The sequence below is a fragment of the Streptomyces sp. NPDC056987 genome, from assembly GCF_042673865.1.
Classification (GTDB): domain Bacteria; phylum Actinomycetota; class Actinomycetes; order Streptomycetales; family Streptomycetaceae; genus Streptomyces.
The window spans coordinates 1-26,355 of the sequence record NZ_JBHURV010000005.1 but is presented as its reverse complement, the minus strand read 5'-3'; the positions used below and the strand labels follow the sequence as shown (position 1 = coordinate 26,355).

19 protein-coding genes and 1 pseudogene are annotated in these 26,355 nt (G+C 71.7%); 12 read left to right on the top strand and 8 right to left on the bottom strand.

Features of this window, described 5'->3' with window-relative positions; translation table 11 throughout:
* Nucleotides 1–22: 22 nt before the first annotated feature.
* The gene (locus ACFTZC_RS07695; protein ID WP_382887837.1) at nucleotides 23–2,887 is read right to left on the bottom strand and encodes a glycoside hydrolase family 3 C-terminal domain-containing protein; all 2,865 of its coding nucleotides are present in this window, start codon (nucleotides 2,885–2,887) and stop codon (nucleotides 23–25) included.
* Between the two features lie 456 nt (nucleotides 2,888–3,343).
* Between ACFTZC_RS07695 and ACFTZC_RS07690 the strand changes: the two genes are divergently transcribed.
* From ACFTZC_RS07690 to ACFTZC_RS07665, 6 genes are all read left to right on the top strand, one after another.
* Complete coding sequence (locus ACFTZC_RS07690) at nucleotides 3,344–5,023, top strand: extracellular solute-binding protein (RefSeq protein WP_382887835.1); 1,680 nt, start codon at nucleotides 3,344–3,346, stop codon at nucleotides 5,021–5,023.
* Between the two features lie 113 nt (nucleotides 5,024–5,136).
* Entirely contained in the window at nucleotides 5,137–6,114 is a 978-nt protein-coding gene (locus ACFTZC_RS07685) for an ABC transporter permease (RefSeq protein ID WP_382888106.1), read from the top strand.
* Nucleotides 6,115–6,137: 23 nt separating this feature from the next.
* Complete coding sequence (locus ACFTZC_RS07680) at nucleotides 6,138–7,100, top strand: carbohydrate ABC transporter permease (protein WP_382888105.1); 963 nt, start codon at nucleotides 6,138–6,140, stop codon at nucleotides 7,098–7,100.
* Nucleotides 7,101–7,199: 99 nt separating this feature from the next.
* The gene (locus ACFTZC_RS07675; RefSeq protein WP_382887833.1) at nucleotides 7,200–9,446 is read left to right on the top strand and encodes a 1,4-beta-glucanase; all 2,247 of its coding nucleotides are present in this window, start codon (nucleotides 7,200–7,202) and stop codon (nucleotides 9,444–9,446) included.
* Nucleotides 9,446–11,422 (top strand): beta-galactosidase, encoded by a 1,977-nt coding sequence (locus ACFTZC_RS07670; protein WP_382887831.1) that lies wholly within the window; start codon nucleotides 9,446–9,448, stop codon nucleotides 11,420–11,422. Before ACFTZC_RS07675 ends, ACFTZC_RS07670 begins: the two co-directional genes overlap by 1 nt.
* 203 nt (nucleotides 11,423–11,625) lie before the next feature.
* Nucleotides 11,626–12,333: a hypothetical protein gene (locus tag ACFTZC_RS07665; protein ID WP_382887828.1), complete on the top strand. Its 708-nt coding sequence runs from the start codon at nucleotides 11,626–11,628 to the stop codon at nucleotides 12,331–12,333.
* A gap of 14 nt (nucleotides 12,334–12,347) precedes the next feature.
* On the opposite strand, the gene ACFTZC_RS07660 is transcribed toward ACFTZC_RS07665, so the two are convergent.
* The 3 genes from ACFTZC_RS07660 to ACFTZC_RS07650 all read right to left on the bottom strand — a co-directional run bounded on the left by ACFTZC_RS07660 (nucleotide 12,348) and on the right by ACFTZC_RS07650 (nucleotide 14,765).
* Nucleotides 12,348–13,370: a LacI family DNA-binding transcriptional regulator gene (locus tag ACFTZC_RS07660; RefSeq protein ID WP_382887826.1), complete on the bottom strand. Its 1,023-nt coding sequence runs from the start codon at nucleotides 13,368–13,370 to the stop codon at nucleotides 12,348–12,350.
* 241 nt (nucleotides 13,371–13,611) lie between these two features.
* Nucleotides 13,612–14,118: a DUF6114 domain-containing protein gene (locus tag ACFTZC_RS07655; RefSeq protein WP_382887824.1), complete on the bottom strand. Its 507-nt coding sequence runs from the start codon at nucleotides 14,116–14,118 to the stop codon at nucleotides 13,612–13,614.
* Nucleotides 14,119–14,120: 2 nt separating this feature from the next.
* Entirely contained in the window at nucleotides 14,121–14,765 is a 645-nt protein-coding gene (locus ACFTZC_RS07650) for a DUF6230 family protein (RefSeq protein WP_382887822.1), read from the bottom strand.
* Between the two features lie 625 nt (nucleotides 14,766–15,390).
* Here ACFTZC_RS07650 and ACFTZC_RS07645 point away from each other — a divergent pair.
* A complete protein-coding gene (locus ACFTZC_RS07645) occupies nucleotides 15,391–16,068 on the top strand; it encodes a Tat pathway signal sequence domain protein (protein ID WP_382887820.1) in 678 nt (225 codons plus the stop codon).
* An 82-nt stretch (nucleotides 16,069–16,150) separates the two neighbouring features.
* On the opposite strand, the gene ACFTZC_RS07640 is transcribed toward ACFTZC_RS07645, so the two are convergent.
* Nucleotides 16,151–16,843, bottom strand: a complete 693-nt coding sequence (locus tag ACFTZC_RS07640; RefSeq protein WP_382887818.1) for a response regulator — start codon at nucleotides 16,841–16,843, stop codon at nucleotides 16,151–16,153.
* The gene (locus ACFTZC_RS07635) at nucleotides 16,840–18,633 is read right to left on the bottom strand and encodes an ATP-binding protein (protein ID WP_382887816.1); all 1,794 of its coding nucleotides are present in this window, start codon (nucleotides 18,631–18,633) and stop codon (nucleotides 16,840–16,842) included. The genes ACFTZC_RS07640 and ACFTZC_RS07635 overlap by 4 nt, the downstream gene beginning before the upstream one ends.
* A 284-nt stretch (nucleotides 18,634–18,917) precedes the next feature.
* Between ACFTZC_RS07635 and ACFTZC_RS07630 the strand changes: the two genes are divergently transcribed.
* The 4 genes from ACFTZC_RS07630 to ACFTZC_RS07615 all read left to right on the top strand — a co-directional run bounded on the left by ACFTZC_RS07630 (nucleotide 18,918) and on the right by ACFTZC_RS07615 (nucleotide 23,280).
* Nucleotides 18,918–19,733, top strand: a complete 816-nt coding sequence (locus tag ACFTZC_RS07630; RefSeq protein ID WP_382887814.1) for an ABC transporter ATP-binding protein — start codon at nucleotides 18,918–18,920, stop codon at nucleotides 19,731–19,733.
* A complete protein-coding gene (locus ACFTZC_RS07625; RefSeq protein WP_382887812.1) occupies nucleotides 19,723–20,613 on the top strand; it encodes an ABC transporter permease in 891 nt (296 codons plus the stop codon). Before ACFTZC_RS07630 ends, ACFTZC_RS07625 begins: the two co-directional genes overlap by 11 nt.
* Nucleotides 20,614–20,685: 72 nt before the next feature.
* A complete protein-coding gene (locus tag ACFTZC_RS07620) occupies nucleotides 20,686–21,717 on the top strand; it encodes an ABC transporter substrate-binding protein (RefSeq protein ID WP_382887810.1) in 1,032 nt (343 codons plus the stop codon).
* A 57-nt stretch (nucleotides 21,718–21,774) separates the two neighbouring features.
* On the top strand, nucleotides 21,775–23,280 hold the full coding sequence (locus ACFTZC_RS07615) for a helix-turn-helix domain-containing protein (RefSeq protein ID WP_382887808.1): 1,506 nt from the start codon (nucleotides 21,775–21,777) through the stop codon (nucleotides 23,278–23,280).
* Nucleotides 23,281–23,491: 211 nt separating this feature from the next.
* Here ACFTZC_RS07615 and ACFTZC_RS07610 read toward each other — a convergent pair.
* Nucleotides 23,492–23,848: pseudogene (locus ACFTZC_RS07610) on the bottom strand (toxin Doc); the annotation flags it as partial.
* Complete coding sequence (locus ACFTZC_RS07605; RefSeq protein WP_365816511.1) at nucleotides 23,848–24,090, bottom strand: hypothetical protein; 243 nt, start codon at nucleotides 24,088–24,090, stop codon at nucleotides 23,848–23,850. The gene ACFTZC_RS07605 and the pseudogene ACFTZC_RS07610, both read right to left, overlap by 1 nt.
* 243 nt (nucleotides 24,091–24,333) lie before the next feature.
* Here ACFTZC_RS07605 and ACFTZC_RS07600 point away from each other — a divergent pair, with 243 nt between their 5' ends.
* Nucleotides 24,334–26,238 carry a glycoside hydrolase family 97 catalytic domain-containing protein gene (locus tag ACFTZC_RS07600; RefSeq protein WP_382887806.1) on the top strand — a complete coding sequence of 635 codons (1,905 nt, stop codon included), beginning with the start codon at nucleotides 24,334–24,336 and terminating at the stop codon, nucleotides 26,236–26,238.
* Nucleotides 26,239–26,355: the final 117 nt, after the last annotated feature.

The following is a 26,355-nucleotide window of genomic DNA, read 5'->3' as shown; positions in this document are numbered from 1 at the left end:
GGCGGGCGTCGGCGCGTCCGGGTCAGCCGCCGAACCCGACACGGGCCAGGCGCACCGACCCGTTGAGCGTGAGGCGCAGATCCGCCACCCCGGTGAGCGGTGCCTCCGCGTGGAGCGTCGTGTAGTCGTACGGACCGCCCCCCGGCGGCGGCACCTCCACGAGCGCCACCGTCCCGCCGCCCGCGAGGGCGATCTCCACCGAGCCCTCGCCCGCCACCTCGACGGAGACGGTGCGCACCCCGTCCCCGAAATCGCATGCCCTGAAGAGCAGTTCGCCGGAGCCGTCGAGCGCGGTCACCGCGTCGCCGGACGTCTTCGTCCGGTCGACGAGCGCGGTACCGGTCTGCTCGTCGTAGTCGGCGGCGGCCAGGCCGTCCTCGCGCACGGAGCGGGGGCGCGGGGCCTGCCCCGGGACGGCGACCGGGACCGAGCAGCGGATGTCCGCGCTGGAGGCCGCCGCCTCGAAGACATAGGTCCCCGCCGGTACGGTCCACGCCCCGTGCGCCACGTCGTAGTGGCCGAGCGCGGCCGCGGGAACGGTCAGTCCGACCGTACGGGAGGCCCCGGCGGCGAGCCGGATCCGGGCGTGGCCGATCAGCCGCCGGTGCGGGCTCCCCGGGCGGGGACCCGCCTCGCGCACGTAGAGCTGCACGACCTCGTCGGAGGCGCGGGCGCCGGTGTTGGTGACCGTGACGCGGGCGCGGACGGTGTCATCGAGGGGTCCTGGCGGGTCCACCACCAGGTCGTCGTAGTCGAAGGACGTGTACGACAGGCCGTGGCCGAAGGCGTAGAGCGGTGTGCCGTCGAAGTAGAGATAGGTCTGCCTGCCGCCGATGATGTCGTAGTCGAGCAGGCCGGGCAGATCGGTGTCGGCCGCGTACCAGGTCTGCGGCAGCCGGCCCGCCGGTGACACGTCACCGGCGAGGATCCGGGCGAGCGCGGTGCCCGCGGCCTGGCCGCCGTGCGCCGTCCACAGCAGTGCCGGGAGTGCGGTGTGCGCGTCGGACACGGCGTAGGGGTAGGACGAGGTCAGGGCGAGGACGGTGCGCGGGTTGGCGGCGTGGGCGGCGCGCCACAGCCGGTCCTGCTGCGCGGGCAGGGCGAGGGTGTCGCGGTCCTCGGTCTCGCGGCCGTTGATGTGCGGGTCGTTGCCCGCGACCACCACGACCACGTCCGCCCCGGCCGCCGCGCGGGCGACCGCCTCCTCCCCGCGCTCGGTGTATTCGATCTCGAACGGTTCGCCCCGGTCGGCAACCTTCAGGCCGTCGGCGGCGACAGAGACGTATCGGCCGGTTCCCAGGTGCAGGAGGAGGTGCCCGCCCCGATGCTCCTCGAACCGGAAGGTCTCCTGGACGACCCAGCCGCCCGGCTGGTCCGCGGCGGCGCGTACGTATCCGTCCTCGGCGACCGAGAGGTAGCGGCCGTCGGGCGCGCGCAGGGTGAGGACGCCGCCGCCCCAGTCGATCAGGGCGAGTTCGGCCGCGTCCGGGTCGTCCGCCCCGCCGGTCAGCGGGGGCAGGTCCGTGCGGCCCGCGAGCAGCGCCGGGTCGAGCGCGCCCTCCGCGCCGCGCGCCGGCCCCTCGGCCTCCGGGCCTGCGGGTTCCGGTACGGCGACCCAGCCGCCGTACTCCGTGGCCCGCAGCCGCACCCGGTCCGTGCCCTCGGCGAAGGTGACCCGGTCCGTCCCGAACCGCGCGCGCATCCCGTCGAGCGGGGTGGCGCGGTGGATCAGGGTGCCGCTGTACCAGTCGAGTTTGCACTCGTCGGCGAGGAGTCCGACCACCGCGATCCGCCGGCCGGGTGTGAGCGGCAGCAGGCCGTCGTTCTTGAGCAGGACGACGGCCTGTTCGGCGGCCTCCTCGGCGAGCGCGCGGTGGTGCGGTGTGTCCCAGCCGCCCGCGGGCCCGATGTCCGCGTACGGGTCGAGGCCCGGGTCGAACTCGCCGAGCGAGAAGCGGACGGTGAGCTGGCGCCGTACCGCCGTGTCGATGTCGTCCTCGCCGATCAGCCCCCGCTCCAGGGCGCCCCGGATCCGGGCGACCGTCGGGGCGGGGTCGGTGCCGTGGTCGGTGAAGCTGTCGACACCGGCGCGCAGCGCGGCGGCGGCGGCCTCCTCGTGGGTGTCGAAGTACGCCTCGGAGTCGACGAGGTTGCTGGGGGCGCCCGCGTCGGAGCAGACGAGCAGTTCCCGGCCGGTCCAGGTGCGCAGGTGCTCGCGCAGATACGGCGAGACATGGTTGGGGCGCCCGTTGACCAGGTTGTACGCGGGCATGACACCGGCCACGGAGCCCGCCTCGACGGCCGCGCGGAAGGCCCTCAGGTCGTACTCGTGCAGCACGCGGGGGCGGACCGAGGAGGAGGTGGTGTCCCGGTCGGTCTCGTTGTTGTGGGCGAGCCAGTGCTTGAGCACCGGCGCCGTGCGCCAGAAGTCGGGGTGGTCGCCGCGCAGGCCCCGGGTGTAGGCGACGGCTGTGGCGGCGGTCAGCCACGGGTCCTCCGCGTACCCCTCCTCGTTCCTTCCCCACCAGGGGTGGCGCAGCAGATTGACGGTGGGGGCCCAGACGTTGAGGCCGACCCGGTCGTCGCGGGTGCGCATGGCCCGTGCCTCGGTGGAGACGGCCTCGCCGATCCGGCGCACGAGGTCCTCGTTCCAGGTGGCGCCGAGCCCGACGGCCTGGGGGAAGACGGTCGCCGGGCCCATCCAGGCCACCCCGTGCAGGGCCTCCTGCCCGGTACGGAAGGCCGCGACGCCCAGGCGCTCCACCGCCGGAGCGTACTGGTGCAGCAGGGCGGTCTTCTCGTCGAGGGTGAGCCGGCCGAGGAGATCGTCGACGCGTTCGGCACGGGACAACTGCGGGTCGCGGAAGGGCGGCTGGACTGGCGTCACGGGCGGTTCCTCTTGGCGGAGTTGGCGGAGGGCGGGACGGGTTCCTGGATCGAGGGGACTGTCGGACTTTCGAAGCGCTTCGATGCTCCGAGTCTCTTCGTCGCATGTCAAGGCGTCCCTCAGCACCGATCCGCCGGCTCCTGGGTGCCTCAACACGGTTCCGTCATGCCCCTGTTGATGAGGCACGACGCGCCGTCAAGGAATCTTGGGACCGACTCTTGTGCCCCTCGGGGCGTTGATTTAACCTCGCAGCAACATCGAAGCGCTTCGACAGTTCATGGCCGATTTCCGGGATGGCCCGGTCGTTCACCAGCTGCTTCGGATCGGCCGGATCCTCGGCTCACGCTCGTCCCCCGTACGACACGCACCCCGTACGACCTCGCACCCGCGTACGACATCGCAGCCGACCGGCGGCCCTCCGCCGGGTGTTCCGGCGCACCACGAAGGGTTGACGCAATGACGCCGAAGTCCTCCTCCGCCCCCAGCCGGAGAAGCTTCCTCGCCTCCACGGCGGTCGCCGCCGCCGCGGTGGCCGGCGGGGCCCCGCTGCTGACCGCCTGCGGCGGTGGGCAGAGCGGCAAGAAGGAGGGCGCCACCTCCGGGAAGGACGCGCGGAAGATCCTTCCGGCCTTCGCGGCGCGGAGTGTCGTGCCGCCGGACATCCCGTCCAGGAACGGGTCTTCGGCGGGGTTCACCCGTTTCATCCCCGCCGCCGAGCAGAAGTCCTCCGTCGCCGGCAAGCTCGGCAAGGGGAGCACCATCAAGATCATGTCCCCGTTCTGGGGCACACCGCCGGCCGGCTCGAACGCGTACTACCGGGCGATGAACGAGGCGATAGGGGTGCGCACCGTCTGGCAGAACCAGGACGGGAACACCTACGACGAGAAGCTCGGCGCGGTGCTCGCCTCCAGCGACATCCCCGACGTGGTGATCGTGCCCAGCTGGAATCTGACGGGCAAGATCCCCGGCGCGGTCAACGCCAAGTTCGAGGATCTCGGCCCTTATCTGTCCGGTGACAAGGTCAAGGACTTCCCGAACCTCGCCGCCGTGCCGACCGACGCGTGGCAGCGCTCGATCTTCGGCGGCGCGCTGCGCGGCATCCCGATGCCCGCCTCGTACGTCGTGAACATCGCCCCCTTCTACCGCAAGGACATCTTCGACAAGGAGGGCTACGAACTCCCCACGACGGCGGACGGGTTCCTCTCCTTCGCCAAGGAGATCACCAGCGCCCGGTCGAAGGTCTGGGCCTGCGACGACCTGAAGTGGACCGCCTTCAACGTGTTCGGTGTGCCGCCGGGCAGCGACAAGGCGCTGTGGTGGGACCTGGTCGACGGCAAGCTCGTCAACCGGATCGAGACCACGGAGTACCTCGAAGCGCTGGAGTGGATGAGGAAGCTGTACGCGGCCGATGTCGTACACCCGGACGCCAGGGCCGTCCAGGGCGACGGCGGCAACCGGTTCGTCTCGGGGCAGGTGCTGATCTACAACCAGGACCTGTCGAGCTGGTACGGCAAGTCCGTCGAGCAGACCGGCAGGTCCAAGGCCGAGTTCGAGATGGGCGCGATGGACATCTTCGGCCATGACGGCGGGGATCCGCGGCTCTACGCCCAGCAGCCCGCGGGGATGTGGGCCTTCGTCAGGAAGGGATCGCCGGAGAAGCTCGTCCGGGATGTGCTCGCCGTCTCCAACTTCACCGCCGCGCCGTACGGCACCACGGAGCGGATGCTCACCGACTACGGGGTGGAGGGCACCCACTTCTCGGTGAAGGACGGGCTGCCGGTCAAGAACGACCAGGGCAACATCGACATCGTCGGGGCCTTCGACTACACCGGTGACCCGGCCGCGTACATCGCCCACCCGGACCGCCCCGAGATCGCGAAGGCCCAGGTCGAGTGGCAGCAGCGGATGGGGGCCTTCACCAAGAAGACCCCCTTCTACGGGCTGACCGTCACCGAGCCGGGCCGCTGGACCAATCTCGCGGACAACTTCGAACAACTGGAGGACGACGTCGTCCGCGGCCGGAAGAAGGTCGGCGACATGCAGCAGGCCGTCTCCGACTGGAAGAGCCAGGGCGGCGACAAGCTGCGCGACTGGTACAAGAAGCTGCTCGACGCGTCCGGACCGGCCGCGAACTGACGCGAGAGAACGAGGAGTTCATCGTGTCGCACAGCACAGTGCCGGACGCGCCGCCCGCCGGGGACGGCGAACCGGCCGGAGCGGCGGACGCAGGGCGGTCCCGGGCCGGGACACTGCCCCGGGTGGTGGAGCGGAAGCCGGGGCGGCGGAAGGAGAGCGGGCCGAAGCTCGGGTGGCGGATCCGGCTGCGGCGCGACCGGACGCTCCTCCTGATGACCCTGCCGGCGCTGCTCCTGGTCCTGGTCTTCGCCTACGTACCGATCCTCGGCAATGTCGTCGCCTTCCAGGACTACGACCCGTATCTCAGCGACAACGGCTTCATCGCGATGGTGCAGAGCCCCTGGGTCGGCTTCGAGCAGTTCCAGCGGATCTTCGCCGACTCCGCGTTCTGGGCGGCGGCGCGGAACACCCTGGTCCTGTTCTTCCTCCAGCTCGTGCTGTACTTCCCGGTCCCCATCGCGCTGGCCCTGCTCATCAACAGTGTGATCAGGCCCCGGGTGCGCGCGGTGGCGCAGGCCGTCATGTATCTGCCGCACTTCTTCTCCTGGGTGCTGGTCGTCACCGTCTTCCAGCAGATCTTCGGCGGCGCGGGGATCATCGCGCAGACCCTGCGCCGGCACGGGATCGACGGCTTCGACCTGATGACCGACCCGGGCGTCTTCAAGTTCCTGGTGACGGCCGAGGGCGTCTGGAAGGACGCCGGGTGGGGCATCATCGTCTTCCTCGCCGCGCTCTCCTCCGTCAACCACGAGCTGTACGAGGCGGCGGCCATGGACGGCGCGGGCCGCTGGCGGCGGATGTGGCACGTCACGCTGCCCGCCCTGCGCCCGGTGATCGCGCTGCTGCTGGTGCTGCGGGTGGGCGACGCGCTGACCGTCGGCTTCGAGCAGATCCTCCTCCAGCGGGACGCCGTGGGGCGTGACGCGGCGGAAGTGCTGGACACCTTCGTGTGGTGGTCGGGCATCAGGAACCAGGACTTCAGCTACGCGGCGGCGGCCGGCCTGATCAAGGGCGTCATCGGCCTCGGGCTGGTCCTCACGGCCAACAAGGTCGCCCATCTCATGGGTGAGCAGGGGGTGTACAAGAAGTGAGTCTCACCGACCCCGGTACGGACATGGCCACCCGCGCCGAAAACCCCGGGGCCTCCGGCACGGGCGGCGGGGCGCCGCGTCCGCCGGGCCGCTGGGCCGCCCCGCCGCGCCCCGTCTGGGAGGAGGAGCCGACCAGGGCGGGCCTCGCGGGCAAGGGCATCGCGCTGACCGCCGCCTGCCTCGCGATCCTCTTCCCGCTGTGGATCGTGATCGTCACCAGCCTCTCCTCCCGGGAGACCATCGCCGAGGCCGGCGGGCTGGTGGTGGTCCCCAAGGACCTCACCTTCATCGCCTACCAGGAACTGCTCGGCGGCGGCCAGGTGCAGCGCGCGGCCCTCGTCAGCCTCGGGGTGACCCTGGTGGGCACGCTCTTCAGCATGACGGTGTCCGTCCTGTGCGCGTACGGGCTCGTCCGTACCAACTCGCTCGGGCACCGCTGGATCCTGCTGACCCTCCTCGCCACGATGTTCTTCGGGGCCGGCCTGATCCCCACGTATCTGCTGGTGCAGGCGCTCGGGCTGACCGACAGCTATCTGGCGCTGATCCTGCCGAGCGCCGTGAGCGTCTTCAACATCCTGGTGCTGCGCTCGTTCTTCATGAACATCTCGCCGGAGCTGATGGACAGCGCGCGCATCGACGGCGCGGGCGACCTGCGGATCCTCTGGCAGATCGTCATGCCGCTCTCCCGCGCCGTCCTCGCAGTCATCGCGCTGTTCTACGCCGTCGGCTACTGGAGCGCCTGGTTCAACGCGTCGATCTACCTGACCGACCAGGAGATGATGCCGCTGCAGAACGTGATGATCCAGCTCGTGCAGAAGCAGGAGCCGCCGGCCGGACTCGGCCAGCAGATCAAGACCGGACAGCTCTCGCCGCTCTCGGTGCAGATGGCCGTCATGGTGCTGGCGCTGCTCCCCGTGGCGGTCGTCTCGCCGTTCGTCCAGAAGCACTTCAGGAAGGGCATGCTCACCGGCGCCGTCAAGGGCTGACCGCGCCCCGCCGTGCCGCGTGCCCTCCCCCACGCACAGCACCGCCCGTACAGCACAGCACCCCGTTCGTCACGCCCCCCACCGACGGAAGGTGACGTCATGTCCGAGCCGCACCAGGGACACAGCAGACGTACCGTGCTCACCACCGCGTCCGGAGCCGCCGCGGCGCTCGCCCTGACCGGCGCGCCCGCCGCGGCCGCCGCTGACCGGCCGGGCGCCGCGCCCGCCGCCGCCCCCGGGGCGGCCGCAGCGGACCGGGCCGGCGCGGCTGTGGCCGCGCAGGCGTACCGCTGGCGCACCGCGGCCATCGGCGGGACCGGGTTCATCACCGGGGTGCTCTTCCACCCGGCGGTCAAGGGCCTGGCGTACGCCCGTACCGACATCGGCGGCGCGTACCGCTGGGACGACGCGACCGCCACCTGGACCGCGCTCACCGACCACATCGGCTGGGACGACTACAACCTGCTCGGTGTCGAGGCCGTCGCCGTCGACCCGGCCCAGCCCGACCGGGTCTATCTCGCGCTGGGCGCCTACACGCAGTCCTGGGCGGGCAACGGCGCGGTGCTGCGCTCCACGGACCGGGGCGCGACCTGGAGCCGCAGCGATCTCACGGTGAAGCTCGGCGCCAACGAGGACGGGCGCGGCACCGGTGAGCGGCTGCTCGTCTCGCCGCTGAACAGCGACACGCTCTATCTCGGCACCCGCCACAACGGGCTCCTCAGGTCGGCGGACCGGGGCGCCACCTGGTCCGCCGCCGCCTTCCCGCCCGCCCCGAACCCCTCCGGCCAGGGCATCACCCTGCTGGTGGCCGCCGGCCGGGTGGTGTACGCGGGGTGGGGCGACGGCGGCGGCGCCCTCTACCGTACGGGCGACGGGGTGAACTGGGAGGCCGTACCGGGCCAACCGGCCGGCTCCGCCGCCCAGGTGCCGGTCCGGGCCGCCTACGACGCGAACACCCGGGCGCTGTACGTCACGTACGCCAACACGCCGGGGCCCAACAACCAGACCGACGGCTCGGTGCGCCGGCTCGACACCGCCACCGGCGCCTGGACGGACGTGACCCCGGTCAGGCCCGGCGGGGGCGACGCCTTCGGCTACGGCGGTGTGGCCGTCGACGCCCGGGTCGCCGGAACGGTGGTCGTCTCCACCAACAACCGCTGGGGGCCGGTCGACACCCTGTACCGGTCCACCGACGGCGGACGGAGCTGGACCTCGCTCAAGGAGGCGGCGGTCCTGGACGTGCGGGAGACCCCGTACCTCAACTGGGGCGGTTCCGCACCGAAGTTCGGCTGGTGGATCCAGGCCGTCGCGCTCGACCCGTACGACTCCAGGCACCTGGTGTTCGGAACGGGCGCCACCCTGTACGGCACCCGTGACCTGGTGCGCTGGGCGCCGCAGATCCGGGGCCTGGAGGAGTCCGCGGTACGGCAGCTCATCTCGCCGCCCACCGGGACCGCGCCCCTGCTCAGCGGCCTCGGGGACATCGGGGTGATGTACCACGACTCGCTGACCGCCTCCCCGTCCCGGGGCATGGCCGCCAATCCGGTCTTCGGCTCGGCCACCGGACTGGCGCTGGCCGCGCTCAAGCCCGCGTACGTCGTGCGGACCGGCTGGGGCGACGCGGGCAACGGGGCCTACTCGAACGACGGCGGGCGGAGCTGGGCGCCGTTCGCCGCGCAGCCCGCGATCGCCTCGACCGCGCCGGGGCCGATCGCGGTGAGCGCCGACGGCGCCACCCTGCTGTGGTCGTTCGTCCACTGGGACGGTACGAAGCACCCCGGCTTCCGCTCCACGGACAACGGCGCCTCCTGGAGCGAGGTGACCACGTTCCCCAAGGGCGCGGTGCCGGTCGCGGACCCGGCGGACCCCCGGCGGTTCTACGGGTACGACACCGACGGCGGCGCGGTGTACCGGTCCACGGACGGCGGCGCGACCTTCACGAAAGGCGCGTCGGGGCTGCCCTCCGGGGACGTCCAGTTCCGGATCGCGGCGGCCCCGGGCCGCACCGGTGACCTGTGGCTCTCGGCCAAGTGGAACGGCCTGTACCGGTCCACCGACGGCGGTACCACCTTCACCAAACTGACGAGCTGCTGGGGCTCGTACGCCCTCGGCTTCGGCAAGGCCGCCCCGGGCGCCTCGTACCCCGCCGTCTTCCAGACCGGCGCGACGGAGAACTTCGTCGGTGTGTACCGCTCCGACGACACCGGCGCCAGCTGGACCAGGATCAACGACGACGCACACCAGTGGGGATGGACCGGCGAGACGATCACCGGCGACCCCCGTGTCCACGGCCGGGTCTATCTGGGCACCAACGGCCGTGGCATCCAGTACGGAGACCCCGCCTGATGCCTTCCCTGGACGACTCCACCCGCGGCCGGGTCCTGTTCGGCGGTGACTACAACCCCGAACAGTGGCCCGAGGAGACCTGGCACGAGGACGCCCGGCTGATGAGGGAGGCCGGGGTCAACTCCGTGACCCTCGGCGTCTTCTCCTGGGCGAAGCTCGAACCGCGCCCGGGCGCACGGAACTTCGGCTGGCTGGACCGGCTCATGGATCTCATGGACAGCCATGGCATCGGCGTGGTGCTGGCCACCCCGACCGCCTCCCCGCCGCCGTGGATGGGCGCACGACACCCGGAGACCCTGCCGCGCGACGAGGACGGCAGGACCGTGTGGTGGGGCTCGCGCCAGCAGTTCTGTGCCAGCTCCACCGTCTACCGCGAGTACGCCGCCGCCCTCACCGAGGACCTGGCGCGGCGGTACGGCGGCCATCCGGCGCTGCACCTGTGGCACATCAACAACGAGTACTGCACCCACTGCTGGTGCGACGGGACGGCCCGGCACTTCCGGGCCTGGCTGCGGGCCAGATACGGCGGTCTGGACGCCCTCAACGAGGCCTGGGGAACGGCGTTCTGGAGCCAGGGGTACGACTCCTGGGAGGAGATCATCCCGCCCCGGCGGGCCCAGTACATGAAGAACCCGGGGCAGGCCCTGGACTTCCGGCGCTTCACCTCCGACGCGCTGCTGGAATGCTACGTCGCCGAGCGGGACATCGTCCGGCGCCACACCCCGCACATCCCGGTCACCACCAACTTCATGCCGTTCTGGATCGGTCAGGACGCCTGGAAGTGGGCGGAGCACGAGGACGTCGTCTCGGTCGACATCTATCCGGATCCGAAGGACCCGGCCGCCGGTCAGCTGGGCGCGATGATCGGCGACATGACGCGCTCCCAGGCGAAGGGACCCTGGGCGGTGATGGAGCAGGCGGCCGGGGCCGTCAACTGGCGGGGCGTCAACCCTCCCAAGCCGTACGGGCTGAACCGGCTCTGGTCGCTCCAGTCCGTGGCCCGGGGGGCCGACGCGATCTGCTACTTCCAGTGGCGCCAGTCCCGGCAGGGCGCTGAGAAGTTCCACTCGGGGATGCTCGGCCACGCGGGCGAGAGCGGCCGCGCCTTCCGCGAGATCCGGCGGATCGGCGCCGATCTCGCGGTGCTGGGCCCTGAGGTGTCCGGTACCCGGGTGCGGGCGGAGGAGATCGCCGTCCTGCACGACTGGGACTCGTGGTGGGCGGACCAGCAGGACGGCCGGCTCTCCGACCGCCTCGACCATGCGCGGATCGTACGGGACTGGCACCGCGCGCTGTGGGAGTCGAACCTGCCCACCGCGTTCGCCCGGCCCGACCACGATCTGCGGGGGTACCGGCTGGTCGTCGTCCCGCATCTCTACCTGCTCGACGACACCGCCATCGAGAACCTGCTCGGCCATGTCGCGCGCGGCGGCACCCTGGTGTGCGGCTTCCTCACCGGGGTCGCCGACGAGGACGACCGGGTGCGGGCCGGCGGCATGGACGCCCGGCTCCGCACCCTGTTCGGCATCGGCACGCTCCACGAGTGGTGGCCGCTCGACGCGGACGAGACCGTGGAGTGCGACGGGTTCCGCGCGGGGCTCTGGTCGGAGGAGCTGGAGCTGTCCACGGGCGAGGCGGTCGCCTCGTACCGCAGCGGGGAGCTGGCCGGTCTGCCGGCCGTCGTACGCCACGGGCGCGCCTGGTACGTCTCCACGCTCCCCGAACCCGCGGCCCTGCGCGCGCTGCTGACGCGGATCGCCGGGGAGGCCGGAGTCTCCCCCACACTGGAGGGGCTGCCCGAGGGCGTGGAGGCGGTGCGCCGCGGCGATCTCCTCTTCCTGCTGAATCACGGCGGCAAGGCCGTCACGGTCCCGGTCGACGGCCGTCATCACGAGGTGCTCGGCGGCCGGCCCGTGGACGGCGCGGTCGAGCTGGACCGCTTCGGGGTCGCCGTGCTCCGCCCGCTCCCCGGGTAGTCCACCGGCCCGCGCCGGGGCCCGCGCCGTGTGACCCGCGAGGGAGCCCTCGCCGTGCCCCGGACACCGCACCACGAGCGCACCGCACGACCGAAGACCTTCGCCGGCACCCCCACGGTCCCCGCGCTCCACGGGGCTACGAGGCTGGCGAGGCCGCGGCTCCGCCCCGGGGCCGCGGTACTCCCCCACCCATGGAGGGAACCATGGCACTGCGCATCTGGAAACGGCTGCTGCTCGCCCCCGTGGTCGCGTTCGCCGCGCTCGTCGGCTTCGCCGCCGCACCCGCGCAGGCGGCGATCTGGTCCTCGTCGGACCAGTGGGGCAACTACACCACGTCCGACGGCTACACGCTCTACAACAACATCTGGGGTTCGGGCACCGGCCCGCAGACCATCTGGGCCAACTCCTCGTCCAACTGGGGGGTGTGGGCCAACCATCCCAACACCGGCGGCATCAAGTCGTACCCGAACGCCAAGAAGGTGATCGGGAAGCCGCTGAACTCGCTCTCCTCGCTGCGCAGCAGCTACAACGTCACCGTGCCGTCGTCGGGTGCCTACAACACCTCGTACGACATCTGGGACAGCAACTACGACTACGAGATCATGCTGTGGGTGAACTACCGCGGTGCGGTGGGCCCGCTCGGCACCTCGCAGGGATCGGTCACGCTGGGCGGCCACTCCTGGAACGTCTACAAGGGGTCCAACGGCTCCAACGAGGTGTTCTCGTTCCTGCGCACCTCGAACTCCACCTCCGGGACGGTCGACGTCCTGCCGATCCTCAAGTGGATCAAGGACACCAAGGGGTGGTGGGGCAATGTGACCGTCGGTGACGTCCAGTTCGGGTACGAGATCACCTCGTCCTCCGGCGGCCTGGACTTCGTGACCAACAGCTTCTCGGTCAGCGGCAACTGACGACGCGTCGGGTACTAGAGCGGGTTCCCGGGCGTGGCCCGGGGGCCCGCGCTCTCCCGTACGGTGAGCTCCGGCCCGATCAGGACGACCTCGTCGGTGCCGCGTCCGGCGAGCTTCGCGACGACCTGCTCGACCGCGCGCCGCCCCATCTCCTGCGCCGGGACGGCGACGGAGGTCAGCGGGACCGAGGCGTGCACGGCGACCTGGTCGGGACAGATGGCGACGACCGAGACGTCCTCGGGCACCGCGCGGCGCTGCTGGCGCAGCAGGGCGAGCAGCGGGTCGGTGGCGGCCTCGTTCTGGACGATGAAGGCGGTGGTGCCGGGGCGTTCGTCGAAGATCCGGCCGACGGTGGCGGAGACCGCCGCGTAACTGCCCTCGCACGGGCGGTGCAGCACCCGCAGGCCCAGCTCGGCGCTGCGCTCCCGCAGTCCGCTCAGGGTGCGTTCGGCGAAGCCGGTGAGGCGTTCGTAGACGCCCGGCGCCTCGCCGATGACGGCTATCTCCCGGTGTCCGAGTCCGGCGAGGTGCTCGGCGCAGAGGGCGCCCGCGGCGGCGAAGTCCAGGTCGACGCAGCTCAGTCCGGTGGTGTCGGCGGGGAGTCCGATCAGGACGGCGGGCCGGTGTGTCTCGCGCAGCGGCGGCAGCCGGTCGTCGTGCAGCTCCACGTCCATCAGGATCATGGCGTCGGCGAGGGCGCTGCCCTCGACGCGGCGCACCGCGGTCGGCCCCTCCTCGCCGGTGAGCAGGAGGACGTCGTATCCGAAGGTGCGGGCCGTGGTGGCGACGGCGAGGGCGATTTCCATCATCACCGGCACATACATGTCGGTGCGCAGCGGCATCATGAGGGCGATGATGTTCGACCGGTTGCTGGCGAGGGCGCGGGCTCCCGCGTTGGGGTGGTAGCCGAGCTGTTCGATGCTGCGCTCGACCCGCTCGCGGGTGGTGGCGGAGATGGACCGCTTGCCGCTGAGGACATAGCTCACCGTGCTGGCGGAGACTCCGGCATGCTGAGCTACATCGGCGAGGGTGACCATTCAGCTCTCCAAGGCGGGCCGTTGTGGGGTGAAGCGCTTCGACAACACTGTGTTCGAGGGTAGTTGGCATGCCGATGACCTGTCCATAGGTCGATCGAAGCGCTTCGACGGACTGCCGTGCTGGGCCCCCGGGCATGACTGAGCGGGCCCGGCCGGTGGGGCCGGGCCCGCTCGGGGCCGCTCGTGTGTGGAGGGGTGGCCGGTGGCGGCCGGGGTCGGATCGGGGCGGGGCGGGACGGGGTCAGGAGGCGGGAGGGTCCGTCGCGGGGGTGGGCGCGGAGGCCGGGACGGGGGCCGCGGGCCGCCGTCCGGAGCGGCGCCGGCGGCGCGGCTGCTGGTCGGGCAGCCAGCCGAAGGCCAGGGAGCTGCCGATGACGCCGAGGAGCAGACCGATGACGAAGCCGCCGAGGTTCGAGGTGACCCAGGTGCCGAGCGCGGTCAGCACCCCGATGACGGAGTAGAAGAGCCGCTGGGCGGGGTTGAGGATCAGCAGCAGCCCGCACACCACCATGATCAGCGGGAGGACATAGGCGGCGATGCCGCCCGCGCCCGCCTGGAGGACGACGGAGATGGAGGCCTGTTCGGTGAGGAGGATCTCGCCCCCGCCGAGCAGCAGCAGGAAACCGCCCCAGAACGGGCGGCGGCCTCGCCAGGTGGCGAAGCGCCCCCGGCTGCGCTGCGGGCGGTCCTCCCCGGCGGGGGCGGCGGTCCCCGCCGGGGGTTCCGCCGCCCCGGGCGGCGGAACCACGCTCAGCAGCCCTTCGAGCTGAAGTTGAGCTTCAGGTTGGGCAGCGTGAACCGGGCCGCGGTGGTGGCGTAGTTGGTCTGCCGCAGGTTGGTGATGACGACGGTGTCGGCCTGCTGTCCGAAGACGCCCAGCGGGCCCTTGACGCCGGCCTTGGTGAAGGTGCTGGCGTCCCCGCCGATCTCGATGTTTTTGAAGTCCGCCTGCGTTCCGCTGAGTTCGGTGGAGTCGGTGGCCAGATCGGTCGCGGAGACCGGGGTGCCTTTGTTGCCCGCGGTGATGTGCAGGTAGGTGCCGCCGAGTTCGACGCTCTGGCAGAGCTTGGTGAGTTCGGCCTTCTTGATGGCGGAGATGACGACCAGCACCTGCCCGCCGGTGTCACCGGCGTTGGGGCTGCCCGGAGCCATTTCGTCCATCCCGCCGAACTGCTCGAAGCCCTCGGCTTCCAGGCGGTCGGCGGTGACCACGAAGGGCATGCCGGAGATGGCGAACTGCGCGGCGATGGCGCCCTGGGCGGTGAGGACGACCAGCGCGGCGGCCACCGCGAACGCCGGTACGCCCATGACGGCCGCCCGGCGCAGCCGTACCCTTCCTCGCGGTTCGTCGCCCTCGGGCGTTGCCTCACCACCGGTGAGTTCGGACGTGGCCATGAGCTGCTCCTGAGGGTGTGGTGACCGGAACGAGCTTGCGCGGCGGGGTCCTGGCGCGGACGACTCCCGGCGCCGACGGGTTTTCCCGGTGTGGCGACGGCGCGGCCGTGGGAGTCGAGGTGAAGTTACTCCCAGGTATGGTCGGGGTCAACAGCCTTGTGAAAATTGGGTGTTGATCGTGTGCGCGGTACGGTCACGGTCTCGCCGGGTCCCGGGCGGACCGTCGGCAGCTCACGGCGGGTGCGCGTCCGGACACCCCCGCCGACGTCGGCGTACCGTGGGTAACTTTCCTCTGCCGGTTGACACTTGAAACCTTGACTCGGTCGCCCGGACAGGTCTACAACCCTCTTGGGTTCTCCTTCCGCGGTTCTCCTCCGCGGTTCCTTCTGCCGTTTCCTTCCGCCGTTTCCTTCCGCGGATTCCCGTCCGCGGATTCCTGTGCCGCGGCTCGTCCCCGGCACGGGAACGGGTCCGTGGCGCCGGCCCCGTTCCCACCCGTTCTCCGCCCCGTGGCCGAGCCGCGGCGGGGCGTTCGGCACCGCCGTACCCGTCACCGCACCCACCGCCCCACCCGGGCATGTCTCCGCGTCACTCTCCCCACCCGCCTTCGCGAAAGGGACTTCGCATGCGCGCACGACGCACTCTTCTCTCCGCCGCCGGCCTCACCACCGCCGCCGCCCTTCTCGCCGTGGGTCCGGCGGCCGCCGCCGGGACCTCGGCGGCGGCGGGCAATGTGCTCACCTACGGCAGCGCGGCCGGTTCCGCCGTCGCCGTCGGCGATGTGCTCACGTCCTCGCTCAGCTCCGGCACGACCGTCGCGATCCGTACCACCTCCGGCGGCACGACCGGCATCACCTGCACCGCCTCGCAGTTCACCGCGACGGTCACCGGGAATCCGGCCGCCCCGGGCACCGCCACCGAGTCGCTCACCGCGCACACCTTCGGCGGGTGCACCAGCAACATCATCGGCACCACCGGGGTGCAGAGCATCACGGTCGAGCACCTGCCGTTCACCACCTCGGTCGCCTCGGCCGGCGCGCTCACGGTGACCGCGGGAAGCGCCGGCGTGGTGCAGACGACGGTCAAACTCAGCACCATCCTCGGCACGACGACCTGCGTCTACACCTCCACGGGGCTGAACGGCACGACGTCGAACACCGACAACTCCATCACGTTCGCGAACCAGTTGTTCAGCCGGTCGTCGGGCCCCATCACCTGCCCCGCCTCCAGCTACTTCTCCGCCAAGTACGGCCCGGTCAAGGACACCAGCCAGTCCGGCAGCCCGAGCGTGTACGTCAACTGAGCCCGGCGCGGGCCCGGTCCGTCCCTCCGGCCGCCCAGGGCCGGGGGGACGGACCCGGGCCGCGGGAAGGCGGCGGCCCGGGTCACGGCACCGGGGCCCAGGCGTAACGGTGTTCCGGGCGCCCGGTGTCGCCGTACTTCAGTGTGAGACTGATATGGCCGGTACGCTCCAGGTACTTCAGATAACGCTGGGCCGTGGAGCGGCTGACCCCGGTGCGCTCGGCCACCTCGTGCGCGGAGAGCGGCCGGCCCGCCGCGCCCAGGACCCGGCGGATCAGGCCGACCGTCGCCGCGGAGTGCCCCTTGGGCAGCTCGGAGCGCGGGGTGTCCGCCGTCTTGAAGGCGCTGAAGATACGGTCCACCTGTTCCTGGCCGGCCTCGCCCCGGCCGCCGACGCCGTCGAGGGTGCGGCGCAGCGCGGCGTACCCGTCGAGCTTGGCGCTGAGCCCGGAGAAGCTGAACGGTTTGACGACGTACTGGAGCGCGCCGTAGCGCATCGCCGCCCGGACCGTGGCCACGTCACGGGCGGCCGTCACCATGATCACATCGGCCTGGTGGCCGAGCTGGCGCATCCGGCGCACCAGGGTCAGGCCCGTCTCGTCCGGGAGGTAGTGGTCGAGCAGGACCAGATCGACATGGTCGCGTTCCAGGGTGGCCAGCGCCTGGGCGGCGGTATGGGCACGGGCCCGGACCCGGAAGCCGGGCACCTGGGCCACGTACGCGGCGTTGATCTCGGCGACGCGGAAGTCGTCGTCCACGACGAGGACATCGATCACTGGGGCTCTCCTGCTGCCATGAGCTGACGCTCGGCGAATCCGTCCCCGGCCGTGTCGTCCCCCACGGTGTCGTCCCCCTCGGCGGGGGCCGGGGTGAGCGCCTCGGGCAGGACGACGGTGAAGACCGCTCCTCCCCCGGCGCGGGCGGTGACCCGGGCCATCCCGCCGTACCGTTCCGCGAGCCGGCGCACCAGGGCCAGGCCGAGCCCTCTGCCCCGGTGGAAGGCGACCGGGCCCGGCGCGGCCGTCTCCCCCGGCGTCAGGTGCTCCCGGCCGGCCGGGAGCGGCGGGTGGGCGGGATGCCCGGTGTGCTTGGTGGACCAGCCCTCGGCGAAGATCCGGTCGCGCAGCGCGGGCGGCACACCGGGTCCGGTGTCGGCGACCCGGAGGACGGCGGTGGTGTGCTCGGCCCGCAGTTCGACCTCCACGAAGGGTTCGGCGCGGGGGCCGGTGTGTTCCGCACCGCCCGGGGCGGCGTCCCGGTGCCCGGCGACGGCGTCGAGCGCGTTGTCGATGAGGTTGCCGAGCACGGTCACCAGGTCGCGCGGGTCCACCACCCGGTCGTGCAGCAGGGTGGCGGCGGAGACCCGCAACGACACACCGCGCTCGGCGGCGACGGCCGCCTTGCCGACGAGGAGCGCCGACAGCAGCGGGTCGTGCACCCGTTCCGCGATCTGTTCCGCGGAGGAGCGGTGGGTGTCGGCGATCTCGGCGACGAACGCGGCGGCCTTCTCGTGGCGCCCGAGTTCGAGGAGTCCGAGTACGGTGTGCAGCCGGTTGGCGTGTTCGTGGTCCTGCGCGCGCAGCGCGTCCAGCAGTCCCTGGGTGCTGTCGAGTTCCCGTCCGAGCTGCTCCAGCTCGGTCCGGTCCCGGAGGGTGACGACGGCCCCGCCGTCCCGGGTCGGCATCCGGTTGGCGACCAGGACCCGGCGGCCGCTGACGGTCAGCAGATCGGTCCCCGTCACGCGCCCCGCCAGCACGTCCGTGGTCCGGCCGGGCGGCAGGACCTCGTCCAGCGGGCGTCCCGTGGCGTCGGCGCCGAGCCCGAGCAGCCGGGCCGCCTCGTCGTTGGCCAGCCGGATCCTGCCGTACCGGTCGCAGGCGACGACCCCCTCCCGTACGCCGTGCAGCATCGCCTCGCGCTCGTCGAGCAGGGCGGAGATGTCGGCGAAGGCGACCCCGTGGGTGCGGCGGCGCAGCCGGCGGGAGACCGCGTAGGCGGCGAGCGCCCCGACGGCGAGCGCGGCGCCCGCGCAGAGCAGCAGGGCGGGCACGGCGTCGAGCAGCCGCTCCCGCACACTGGCGTACGCGATGCCGACGGAGACCGCGCCGACGATCTTCCCTCCGGGGTCCAGGAGCGGCACCTTGGCGCGGGCGGAGCGGCCCAGGGTGCCGTCGTCGATCTGGCGGATCTCGCGGCCGGAGAGCGCGACGCTCGGGTCGGTGGAGACATGGCGGCCGATCTCGGCGGTGTTGGTGTGGGACCAGCGCACCCCGCGGGTGTCCATCACCACGACGTAGAGCGCGTCCGTGGCCCGCCGGATGTGTTCGGCCTCGGTCTGCACCGGGCCCCGGGCGCTCGGCGCGGTGGTGAGCACCTCCCGGGCGATGTCGGGATCGGCGGCGGTCGTCTGGGCGATGGCGAGGGCGCGGTGCATCGCCTCGTCGTCCAGCTCGGAGCCGAGGGGAGCCAGGAAGAGGCAGGTGGCGAGGGTCATCACCCCGGTGGTGAGGGCGAGCTGCGCGGCCAGCACCTGGGCGAAGACACGGCGGGGCCAGCGCACACGCATAGGTCCTCCTCATGTCCGGCCCGCCGGCCGTTCCGCTCTTCCCGGATCCTGTTCCGCCCGGATCACGCTGCTCCCGGATCCGTCCCGCCGCGGGGAACGGCTGTCTCCGTTTAACACCGTTGTGAACGAAACGTAAGCCGCCGGGGCGCCGCTGCCCAGCCCTGTGCGGTTCTTTTGTCGTCCGGGCGTGAGCAGAATGAGCAGAACGCGGTTTGCGCGCACAACGACGGGTTGCGCCCACAAGACTGCCGCTGTGGTCCGGGTCACTCCTAGCCTCCCGGCCCATGAGCAGCAGAACGAGCCCAGCCATCGAGCTGCGGGGAGCGAGCAAGGCGTTCCGGACCCCGTCCGGTGCGCTTCACACCGCCGTCAGGGATCTGGATCTGACGGTCGAACGCGGCGAGTTCGTCGCCGTGGTCGGCCCCACCGGATGCGGCAAGTCGACGACGCTGACCCTGGTCAGCGGTCTGGAGGAGCCCACTGAGGGCGAGGTGCTGGTGGCCGGCGAGCCGGTCGACGGCATCGGTGACAAGATCGGATTCGTCTTCCAGCAGGACGCCGTGTTCCCCTGGCGCACCGTCCTGTCCAATGTGATGGCCGGCCCCCGCTTCCGCGGTGTGCCCAAGGCCGAGGCCAGGGAGCGGGCCCGCGAGTGGCTCGCCCGGGTCGGGCTCGCGTCCTTCGAGGACCGCTACCCGCACCAGCTCTCGGGCGGCCAGCGCAAGCGCGTCGCGCTCGCCGCGACCTTCGTCAACGACCCCGAACTTCTCCTCATGGACGAGCCGTTCTCGGCCCTCGACGTCCAGACCCGCGCGCTGATGTCCGACGAACTGCTGGAGCTGTGGGCCGGGACGGGCGCCTCGGTCGTCTTCGTCACCCACGACCTGGAGGAGTCGATCGCCCTCGCCGACAAGGTCGTGGTCATGACGGCCGGTCCCGCGACCGTCAAGGAGGTCTTCACCGTCGACCTGCCGCGCCCCCGCAAGGTGGAGTCCGTACGGCTGGAACCCCGGTTCATCGAGATCTACCGGGAGATCTGGTCGTCGCTCGGCGAAGAGGTCCGGATCACCCGCGAGAGGGGTGCGGCCGATGCCGCCTGAGACCGTGACCGCCGGCGCGGTCCCCGCGAAGCCCGCCGCCACCGCACAGGACGGGGGCGGCGACCGTACCCGCGCCCGGGCGCGCGCCGCGCGCAACCGGCAGGTCCTGGTGTACGGGGCCCGGGTCCTGCTGCTCATCGCCCTGATCGGGATGTGGGAGTGGCTGGCCAGGGCGGCCGTCATCGATCCCTTCAACTTCTCGATGCCGTCGAAGATCTGGGACCAGATCGTGCAGTGGGCGGTGCACGGCACCCCGCAGGGCCCCCTGTGGGAGCAGATCTGGTACACGCTGTACGAGGCGCTGCTCGGCTGGGTCATCGGGGTGACCGGCGGTGTGGTCCTCGGGATCGCGCTCGGCCGGGTCCGCTTCCTGGCCGATGTGCTCGGCCCGTACATCAAGGTGCTCAACGCGCTGCCGAGGATCGTCCTCGCCCCGATCTTCCTCATCTGGTTCGGCCTCGGCCCGGCCTCCAAGGTCGCCTCGGCGGTCGTGCTGGTCTTCTTCCCCGTCTTCTTCAACGCGTTCCAGGGCGCGCGGGAGGTGGACCGCAACCTGGTGGCCAACGCGCGGATCCTCGGCGCGAGCAACCGTCAGGTCACCCTTCAGGTGGTGATCCCCTCCGCCACCTCGTGGATCTTCACCAGCCTGCACGTCAGCTTCGGTTTCGCGCTGATCGGCGCGATCGTCGGCGAGTACATCGGCGCGACCAAGGGCATCGGGCTGCTGGTCTCGGCCTCGCAGGGCACCTTCAACGCGGCCGGGGTGTACGCGGCGATGGTGATCCTCGCGGTCGTCGCCCTGCTCGCCGAGGCGCTCCTCACCTTCCTGGAGAAACGCCTCTTCCGCTGGAAGCCGGCCGAGTCCGGCGCCGAGCGCTGACGGCGCCCCTCCTCCCGCTCCCACCACCACCCGACAACTCCCCCGCTTCTCCTCACAAGGACGTGACCGGCCATGCGTACGTATCTCAGAATGTCGGCGGCGACGGTCTCCGCGCTGCTCGCCCTGTCCACCGTCACCGGCTGCGGCGGCGACTCCGCCGCCGGCGGGAGCTCCGGCGGCAAGGTGAAGATCATGGTGGGCGGCCTGGACAAGGTCATCTATCTGCCCGCGATGCTCACCCAGAAACTGGGCTACTTCAAGGAGGAGGGCGTCGACGTGCAGCTCCTCACCGAACCGGCGGGCGTGCAGGCCACCACGTCGCTCGTCTCCGGGGACGTCCAGGGCGTCGTGGGCTTCTACGACCACACCCTCGATCTTCAGGTCAAGGGCAAGCAGGTGGAGTCCGTGGTGCAGTTCTCGCACGCCCCCGGTGAGGTCGAGGTCGTCTCGAACAAGGCGGCGGCCGGGCTGACCTCCCCGAAGGACTTCAAGGGCAAGAAGCTCGGGGTCACCGGGCTCGGCTCGTCCACCGACTTCCTCACGAAGTACCTCGCGGTCAACGACGGGGTGTCGACGGAGGAGTTCTCCACGGTGGCGGTCGGGGCGGGGCAGACCTTCATCTCCGCGCTCCAGCAGGGCTCCATCGAGGGCGGTATGACCACCGACCCCACCGTCGCGCAGATCCTCGACAAGAAGCTCGGCAAGGTCCTCGTCGACATGCGGACGCCCGAGGGGTCGAAGGAGGCGCTCGGCGGACCGTACCCCTCCTCCAGTCTCTACATGAACACCGACTGGGTGAACGGCAACAAGGAGACGGTGCAGAAGCTGGCCAACGCCTTTGTGAAGACGCTCCGCTGGATGTCCTCGCACACCCCCGAGGAGATCGCCGCGAAGATGCCGGCGGACTACGCGCAGGGCGGCAAGGAGCTGTACGCGCAGTCGATCAGGAGCACCCTGCCGATGTTCACGACGGACGGGGTGATGCCGGCCGACGGGCCCGCGACGGTCGAGCGGGTCCTGAAGGCGTTCAACCCCAACCTCAAGAACGCCAAGGTCGACCTGGAGAAGACGTACACCACGGAGTTCGTGAAGAAGGCGGGGTGACCACGCCGTAAACTGTCCCTGTTCAGGGGGCCGTCGGCGGAGTTGTCAGGAGTACGTATGCGTGGCCGGCCCGAGACACCCCCGCCCGCGGGCCGGCTCGACGAACTGCTCTATCTGGTCGGCCGGCAGGCCTGGCGGCCGGACGCGGGGGTCGAGGGGGTCGTCGACTGGCTCCACCGGCAGCTCGGCGCGGAGGTCGCCCTGGTCGGCCGCGGGCACACCGTGGAGCTGTCGACGCCCGGCTTTCCCCGGGAGATACTGCCCGCGCTCGCACCGGTGCTCACCCGGCTGGCCACCGGCCGGATGGCCGCCGCGGCCACCGAGGTGGGCGCGGTACGGGTACGGCTGGAGCGCGTCGGCCCGGACAGCCCGCACCGGGTGCTCATCCTGGCCGGGGCCGACCGGCTCACCAGCCAGGAGGCGGCCGCCGCCTCGCACACCGGCCACATCATCGCCCTGCTGCACCGCGCCCGGGCGGCTGGCACGGTCTTCCGCGACTACCAGGAGAAGGCCCACCAGATGCGGGTGGCGCTCTTCATGGCGCTCATGGCGGGCGACCCCGTCCTGGCCCGGCGGATGACGACCGGAGCCGTTCCCGAGCTGCTGGGCGCCGACCGGATCCGGGTGCATCTGCTGCGCTGCCGGCCCGGCGAACGGGACCGGATCGCCCAGGCCCACCAGGACCCCGCCGGCTACCACGGCCGGGCCCTGATGGTGCGCTGCCCGGTCTACGACGAGCATCTGATCTGCCTCGTCGCCGAGGACGAGCACGCCCCGCCGGAGCTGGGCGGCGTCCTGCGCGAACTGGTCGCCGAGAGCGAGGAGTACGCGCTGGGCGTCAGCTCCCCGCATCCGCTGCGCGCGACGGCCGCGGCGTACGAAGAGGCCCGGCACGCGCTGGCGGTCGCCGGCAACACCCCCGGCAGGGTGGCCGGTTACCGGAGGCAGGAGCCGCTGGAGCGGCTGCTGCCGCGTGCGGAGACGCTCGCCTGGGCCCACGCCCTGCTGCGACCGCTGCGGTTCCTGCCGGAGCTGACCGCCGAGACCACCCGCCTCGCCCTCTCCTTCCCCCGGTCCGGGGTGGCCGCCCTGCTGGGCATCAGCCGCAACACGGTCACCGCCCACCTCAAGCGGTCCGAGGCCGCGCTCGGCCTCGACCTCCGCGACATCCGCGCGCGGGCCGCGCTGGCCCTGGCCGTCACCACACTGCACCAGGACGGCGCACCCGCCGACGGCCCGGCACCGGTGGCCGTCCCGTCCCCGGCCGCCGCGTGGGCGGCGGAGTTCCTCGGCCCGCTGCGGGACCCCCGCCATCAGCGCGTCCGGGACACGCTCCGTACCTGGATCGAGTCGAACGCCGACGCACGCCGGACCGCCCGGCGCCTGGGCGGCAGCCGCACCACGGTCGCGGCCCGGCTGCGCACCGCGGAGCGGCTGCTGGGGCGGGATCTGCTGGCGACGGGCTCGGGCGTGCACGATCTCGTGTACGCCTTCCACTTCTCGGGCGAGGGCCCGCGGCTGGGCCGGTGCGATCCGGCGCCCGACGCCGACCGTGCGCCGTGACCAGGAGGCGGCCCGCCCGCCACGGGCGGAGCGCGGGATCCGCCCCGGACCGTGCACCGTGCGCACTCCGGACCGTGTTCTGGGCGTCGTGACCACCGAAACTCGCTTTCCCCGGGGCGGGCGGTCGCGGTGTACTCGTTCCCGGCAGCGCTTCCGGCCGCCCCGGGCCGGGGGGCGGGACGGCCGGGCTCCGGTGTCCCCGACCAGGACACCGGTCCGCGGCCTGGTAGACGCTGGCCTTGCCGGACTGGATGGCGCGCACCAGCTCGACGAGCGCCCCGTACGGCGGGTCGATGCCCTCACCCGAGGCGTGCATGTACGCGGCGGCCACCTGGCAGGCGTACAGGCTGTTGCGGTACGGCAGCGGCTCCAGCCGTACCAGCGTGTGGATGAGGGCCGCGGCGCGCCAGGACACGTCGGGTTCGCTCGTGGCCGGGCGCGGGATGCGGGTCTTGTGCCGGGCGACGGCCGCGACGAGCGCCGAGTAGTCGGCCACGGACACGTCCTCCGGAACGGCCTGCTCCTGTACATCCAGGAGCCAGGCCACATCGATGTACAGGACCGGCATCAGGCTGCTTCCACCTGCTGCCTGCCGCCCGGGGCGGGCGGCACCTCGCCGGCGAACGCCTCGTCGAACTCGCCCTTGTGCTGCTCGCCCCAGGTGACGGCGTAGCGGAGGAACTGCAGCCGCTGCTGCTCACGCAGAGGCAGGTCGTGGACGTACTGCTTGAGCGACTTGCCCTCGGCGGCGGCGGCGGCGCGCACGGCCTCCAGCTCGTCGTCGGTGAAGCTGATGTTGAGTGACGGCATACACCTACGGTACCTAACAGGTACCGCACCGGGGAAGCGGGGTCGCCGGGGGCCGAGGTCCGCGCCGCACCGGCTGCGGCACAACCAGATCGCGATCCATTTCGATCAAGAGAGACCGCGCCATCGGGGCGGCAACGGCTTCTCAGCCATCCAATGAATTGCGCGTCAGATTCATTGACAGGCCCTCAAATCCCCGCCACCCTCCCATTCATCCGATGTCTATGGAGGAAGGGATGGATCCCTATGGCGGTCCATGACCGTATCCGTGCGACAGTCCTGATGCTGTGTCTCGGCCTCGCCGCAGCGCTCGTCACCGCGCTCCCGGCCCGCGCCGAGCCTGCCGCCTGGAAGGTTTCCGCCCCGTCCGCGCGAGCCGGGCACGGTCCCGGCGCCATGCTGAGACTCGATCCCTCCAGCGGCAGTCCGTCGCTGGAGGTGACCCACGACGGGGAGACCGTCATCGAGCCCTCTCCCGTCGGCATCGTCACCGAAAGAGCCGACCTCTCCGCCGGGCTGCACTTCCTCGGGCTCGGAAAACGCACGGTCTCCGAGTCGTACCGCACCACCGTCGGCAAGGAGCGCGACCGCCGTGCCCGGATGACCGAGGCGCGCTTCCGCTTCGGCACCGCGGAGGGCGCCAGGCTCGATCTGCTCGTGCGGGTCTCCGACGACGGGGTCGCGTACCGCTACGTCCTGCCCGGCGACACCGGCGATGTGCTCGGTGAGACCTCCGCCTTCACCCTGCCCGCGGGTTCGGCGTCCTGGCTCGGCAAGTACCGGAAGGACAACGAGAATCTGTTCGCCCGGTACGACGCGGCCGACGCGCCCGCCGGCGAGTACATGATGCAGGCGCTCTTCAGGACCGGTGACACCTACGCACTGGTCGCGGAGTCCGACCTCACCGGGACCTACTCGGGCGCGCGCCTCTCCCACGACGCGGGATCGGCCACCTACCGCGTCAGGCTCTGGGACGAACAGGTGCGGGTCGACGGGGCTCTCACCACCCCCTGGCGTGCCGTGATCACCGGCGATCTGGCGACCGTCACCGAATCCACGTTCGTCGACGACATAGCCCCCGCCTCGAAGGTCCGCGACACCTCCTGGATCAAGCCCGCGCCCGCGCTGTGGACCTGGCTCGCCGGGGGCAGGCCGGCCGGGCAGAGCCTGGAGAAGCAGAAGGCGTACGTGGACTACGCGGCTGAGCGCGGCTGGCCGTACACCGTGGTCGACGCGGGCTGGTACTTCGACCCGGACCAGTGGGATGTCACCGACCCCGACTGGCAGACGAACAGCTGGATGCCGGAGCTCGTGCGATACGGCCGCGAGCGCGGCGTCGGCATCCAGGTCTGGATCCACCAACGCGACCTCGACACTCCTGAGGAGCGGCAGCAGTGGCTGCCGACACTGGAGAAGTGGGGCGTCAAGGGCGTGAAGATCGACTTCATGGACTCCGAGGCGCAGGAGACCTTCCGCTGGTACGACGCGATCCTGGCCGGAACCGCGAAGCACCACCTCCTCGTCAACTTCCACGGCTCGACGATCCCCAAGGGCATCCACCGCACATGGCCGCAGGTCATGACGTTGGAGGGCGTCAGCGGTGAGGAGAAGAGGACCAATACCCCGGAGCACCTGGCGACGCTCCCCTTCACCCGCAATGTCATCGGCGGGATGGACTACACGCCGGGCGCCTTCCATCGTGCGGAGCGTCCCAACGCGGCTTCGGACGCCGGCGAGGTGGGGCTCGCCGTGCTCTACGAGTCCGGCATCCAGAATCTCGCGGGCACGCCGGAGTCGTACGACGCGCGCCCCGAGGCCCGGCGCTTCCTGGAGCAGATCCCGGCGGCCTGGGACACGACGGAGCTGCTGGCGGGTGACCCGGGCAGGAGCGCGGTCCTGGCCCGGCGCGACGGCGGACGCTGGTTCATCGGCGGCATCTTCGCGGGCGAGGCCCGCACCGCCGAGGTCCCGCTGCGCCTCGGCCACGGCACATGGCTGGTGGAGACGGTCACGGACGGTCCCGGCGGACTGGTACGCGAGGGCAGGACCGTGCGCGGTGACGCGACGCTGTCCGTGCCGGTGGTCGCGGACGGCGGCTTCGCGGCGATGGCGTGCCGTTGGTATCCGGGCCGTACCAGTTGCGACCGTTAGCGCCTTAACGCCTCAGCGCCTCTGCCGGGGCCGGTCCGGAACCCGGTCCCGCGTGGGCGCACCTGACCCGTTCAGACCCAGGCCGGCTCACCGGCCGGGGCCCGCGCAACCGGGTCC

Excerpts from the sequence above, each read along its gene's own strand:
- ACFTZC_RS07690 (WP_382887835.1), top strand. The coding sequence starts at position 3,344 with ATGACGCCGAAGTCCTCCTCCGCCCCCAGCCGGAGAAGCTTCCTCGCC.
- ACFTZC_RS07680 (WP_382888105.1), top strand. The coding sequence starts at position 6,138 with ATGGCCACCCGCGCCGAAAACCCCGGGGCCTCCGGCACGGGCGGCGGG.
- ACFTZC_RS07675 (WP_382887833.1), top strand. The coding sequence starts at position 7,200 with ATGTCCGAGCCGCACCAGGGACACAGCAGACGTACCGTGCTCACCACC.
- ACFTZC_RS07670 (WP_382887831.1), top strand. The coding sequence starts at position 9,446 with ATGCCTTCCCTGGACGACTCCACCCGCGGCCGGGTCCTGTTCGGCGGT.
- ACFTZC_RS07665 (WP_382887828.1), top strand. The coding sequence starts at position 11,626 with ATGGCACTGCGCATCTGGAAACGGCTGCTGCTCGCCCCCGTGGTCGCG.
- ACFTZC_RS07660 (WP_382887826.1), bottom strand. The coding sequence starts at position 13,370 with ATGGTCACCCTCGCCGATGTAGCTCAGCATGCCGGAGTCTCCGCCAGC.
- ACFTZC_RS07650 (WP_382887822.1), bottom strand. The coding sequence starts at position 14,765 with ATGGCCACGTCCGAACTCACCGGTGGTGAGGCAACGCCCGAGGGCGAC.
- ACFTZC_RS07645 (WP_382887820.1), top strand. The coding sequence starts at position 15,391 with ATGCGCGCACGACGCACTCTTCTCTCCGCCGCCGGCCTCACCACCGCC.
- ACFTZC_RS07635 (WP_382887816.1), bottom strand. The coding sequence starts at position 18,633 with ATGCGTGTGCGCTGGCCCCGCCGTGTCTTCGCCCAGGTGCTGGCCGCG.
- ACFTZC_RS07630 (WP_382887814.1), top strand. The coding sequence starts at position 18,918 with ATGAGCAGCAGAACGAGCCCAGCCATCGAGCTGCGGGGAGCGAGCAAG.
- ACFTZC_RS07625 (WP_382887812.1), top strand. The coding sequence starts at position 19,723 with ATGCCGCCTGAGACCGTGACCGCCGGCGCGGTCCCCGCGAAGCCCGCC.
- ACFTZC_RS07620 (WP_382887810.1), top strand. The coding sequence starts at position 20,686 with ATGCGTACGTATCTCAGAATGTCGGCGGCGACGGTCTCCGCGCTGCTC.
- ACFTZC_RS07615 (WP_382887808.1), top strand. The coding sequence starts at position 21,775 with ATGCGTGGCCGGCCCGAGACACCCCCGCCCGCGGGCCGGCTCGACGAA.
- ACFTZC_RS07605 (WP_365816511.1), bottom strand. The coding sequence starts at position 24,090 with ATGCCGTCACTCAACATCAGCTTCACCGACGACGAGCTGGAGGCCGTG.
- ACFTZC_RS07600 (WP_382887806.1), top strand. The coding sequence starts at position 24,334 with ATGGCGGTCCATGACCGTATCCGTGCGACAGTCCTGATGCTGTGTCTC.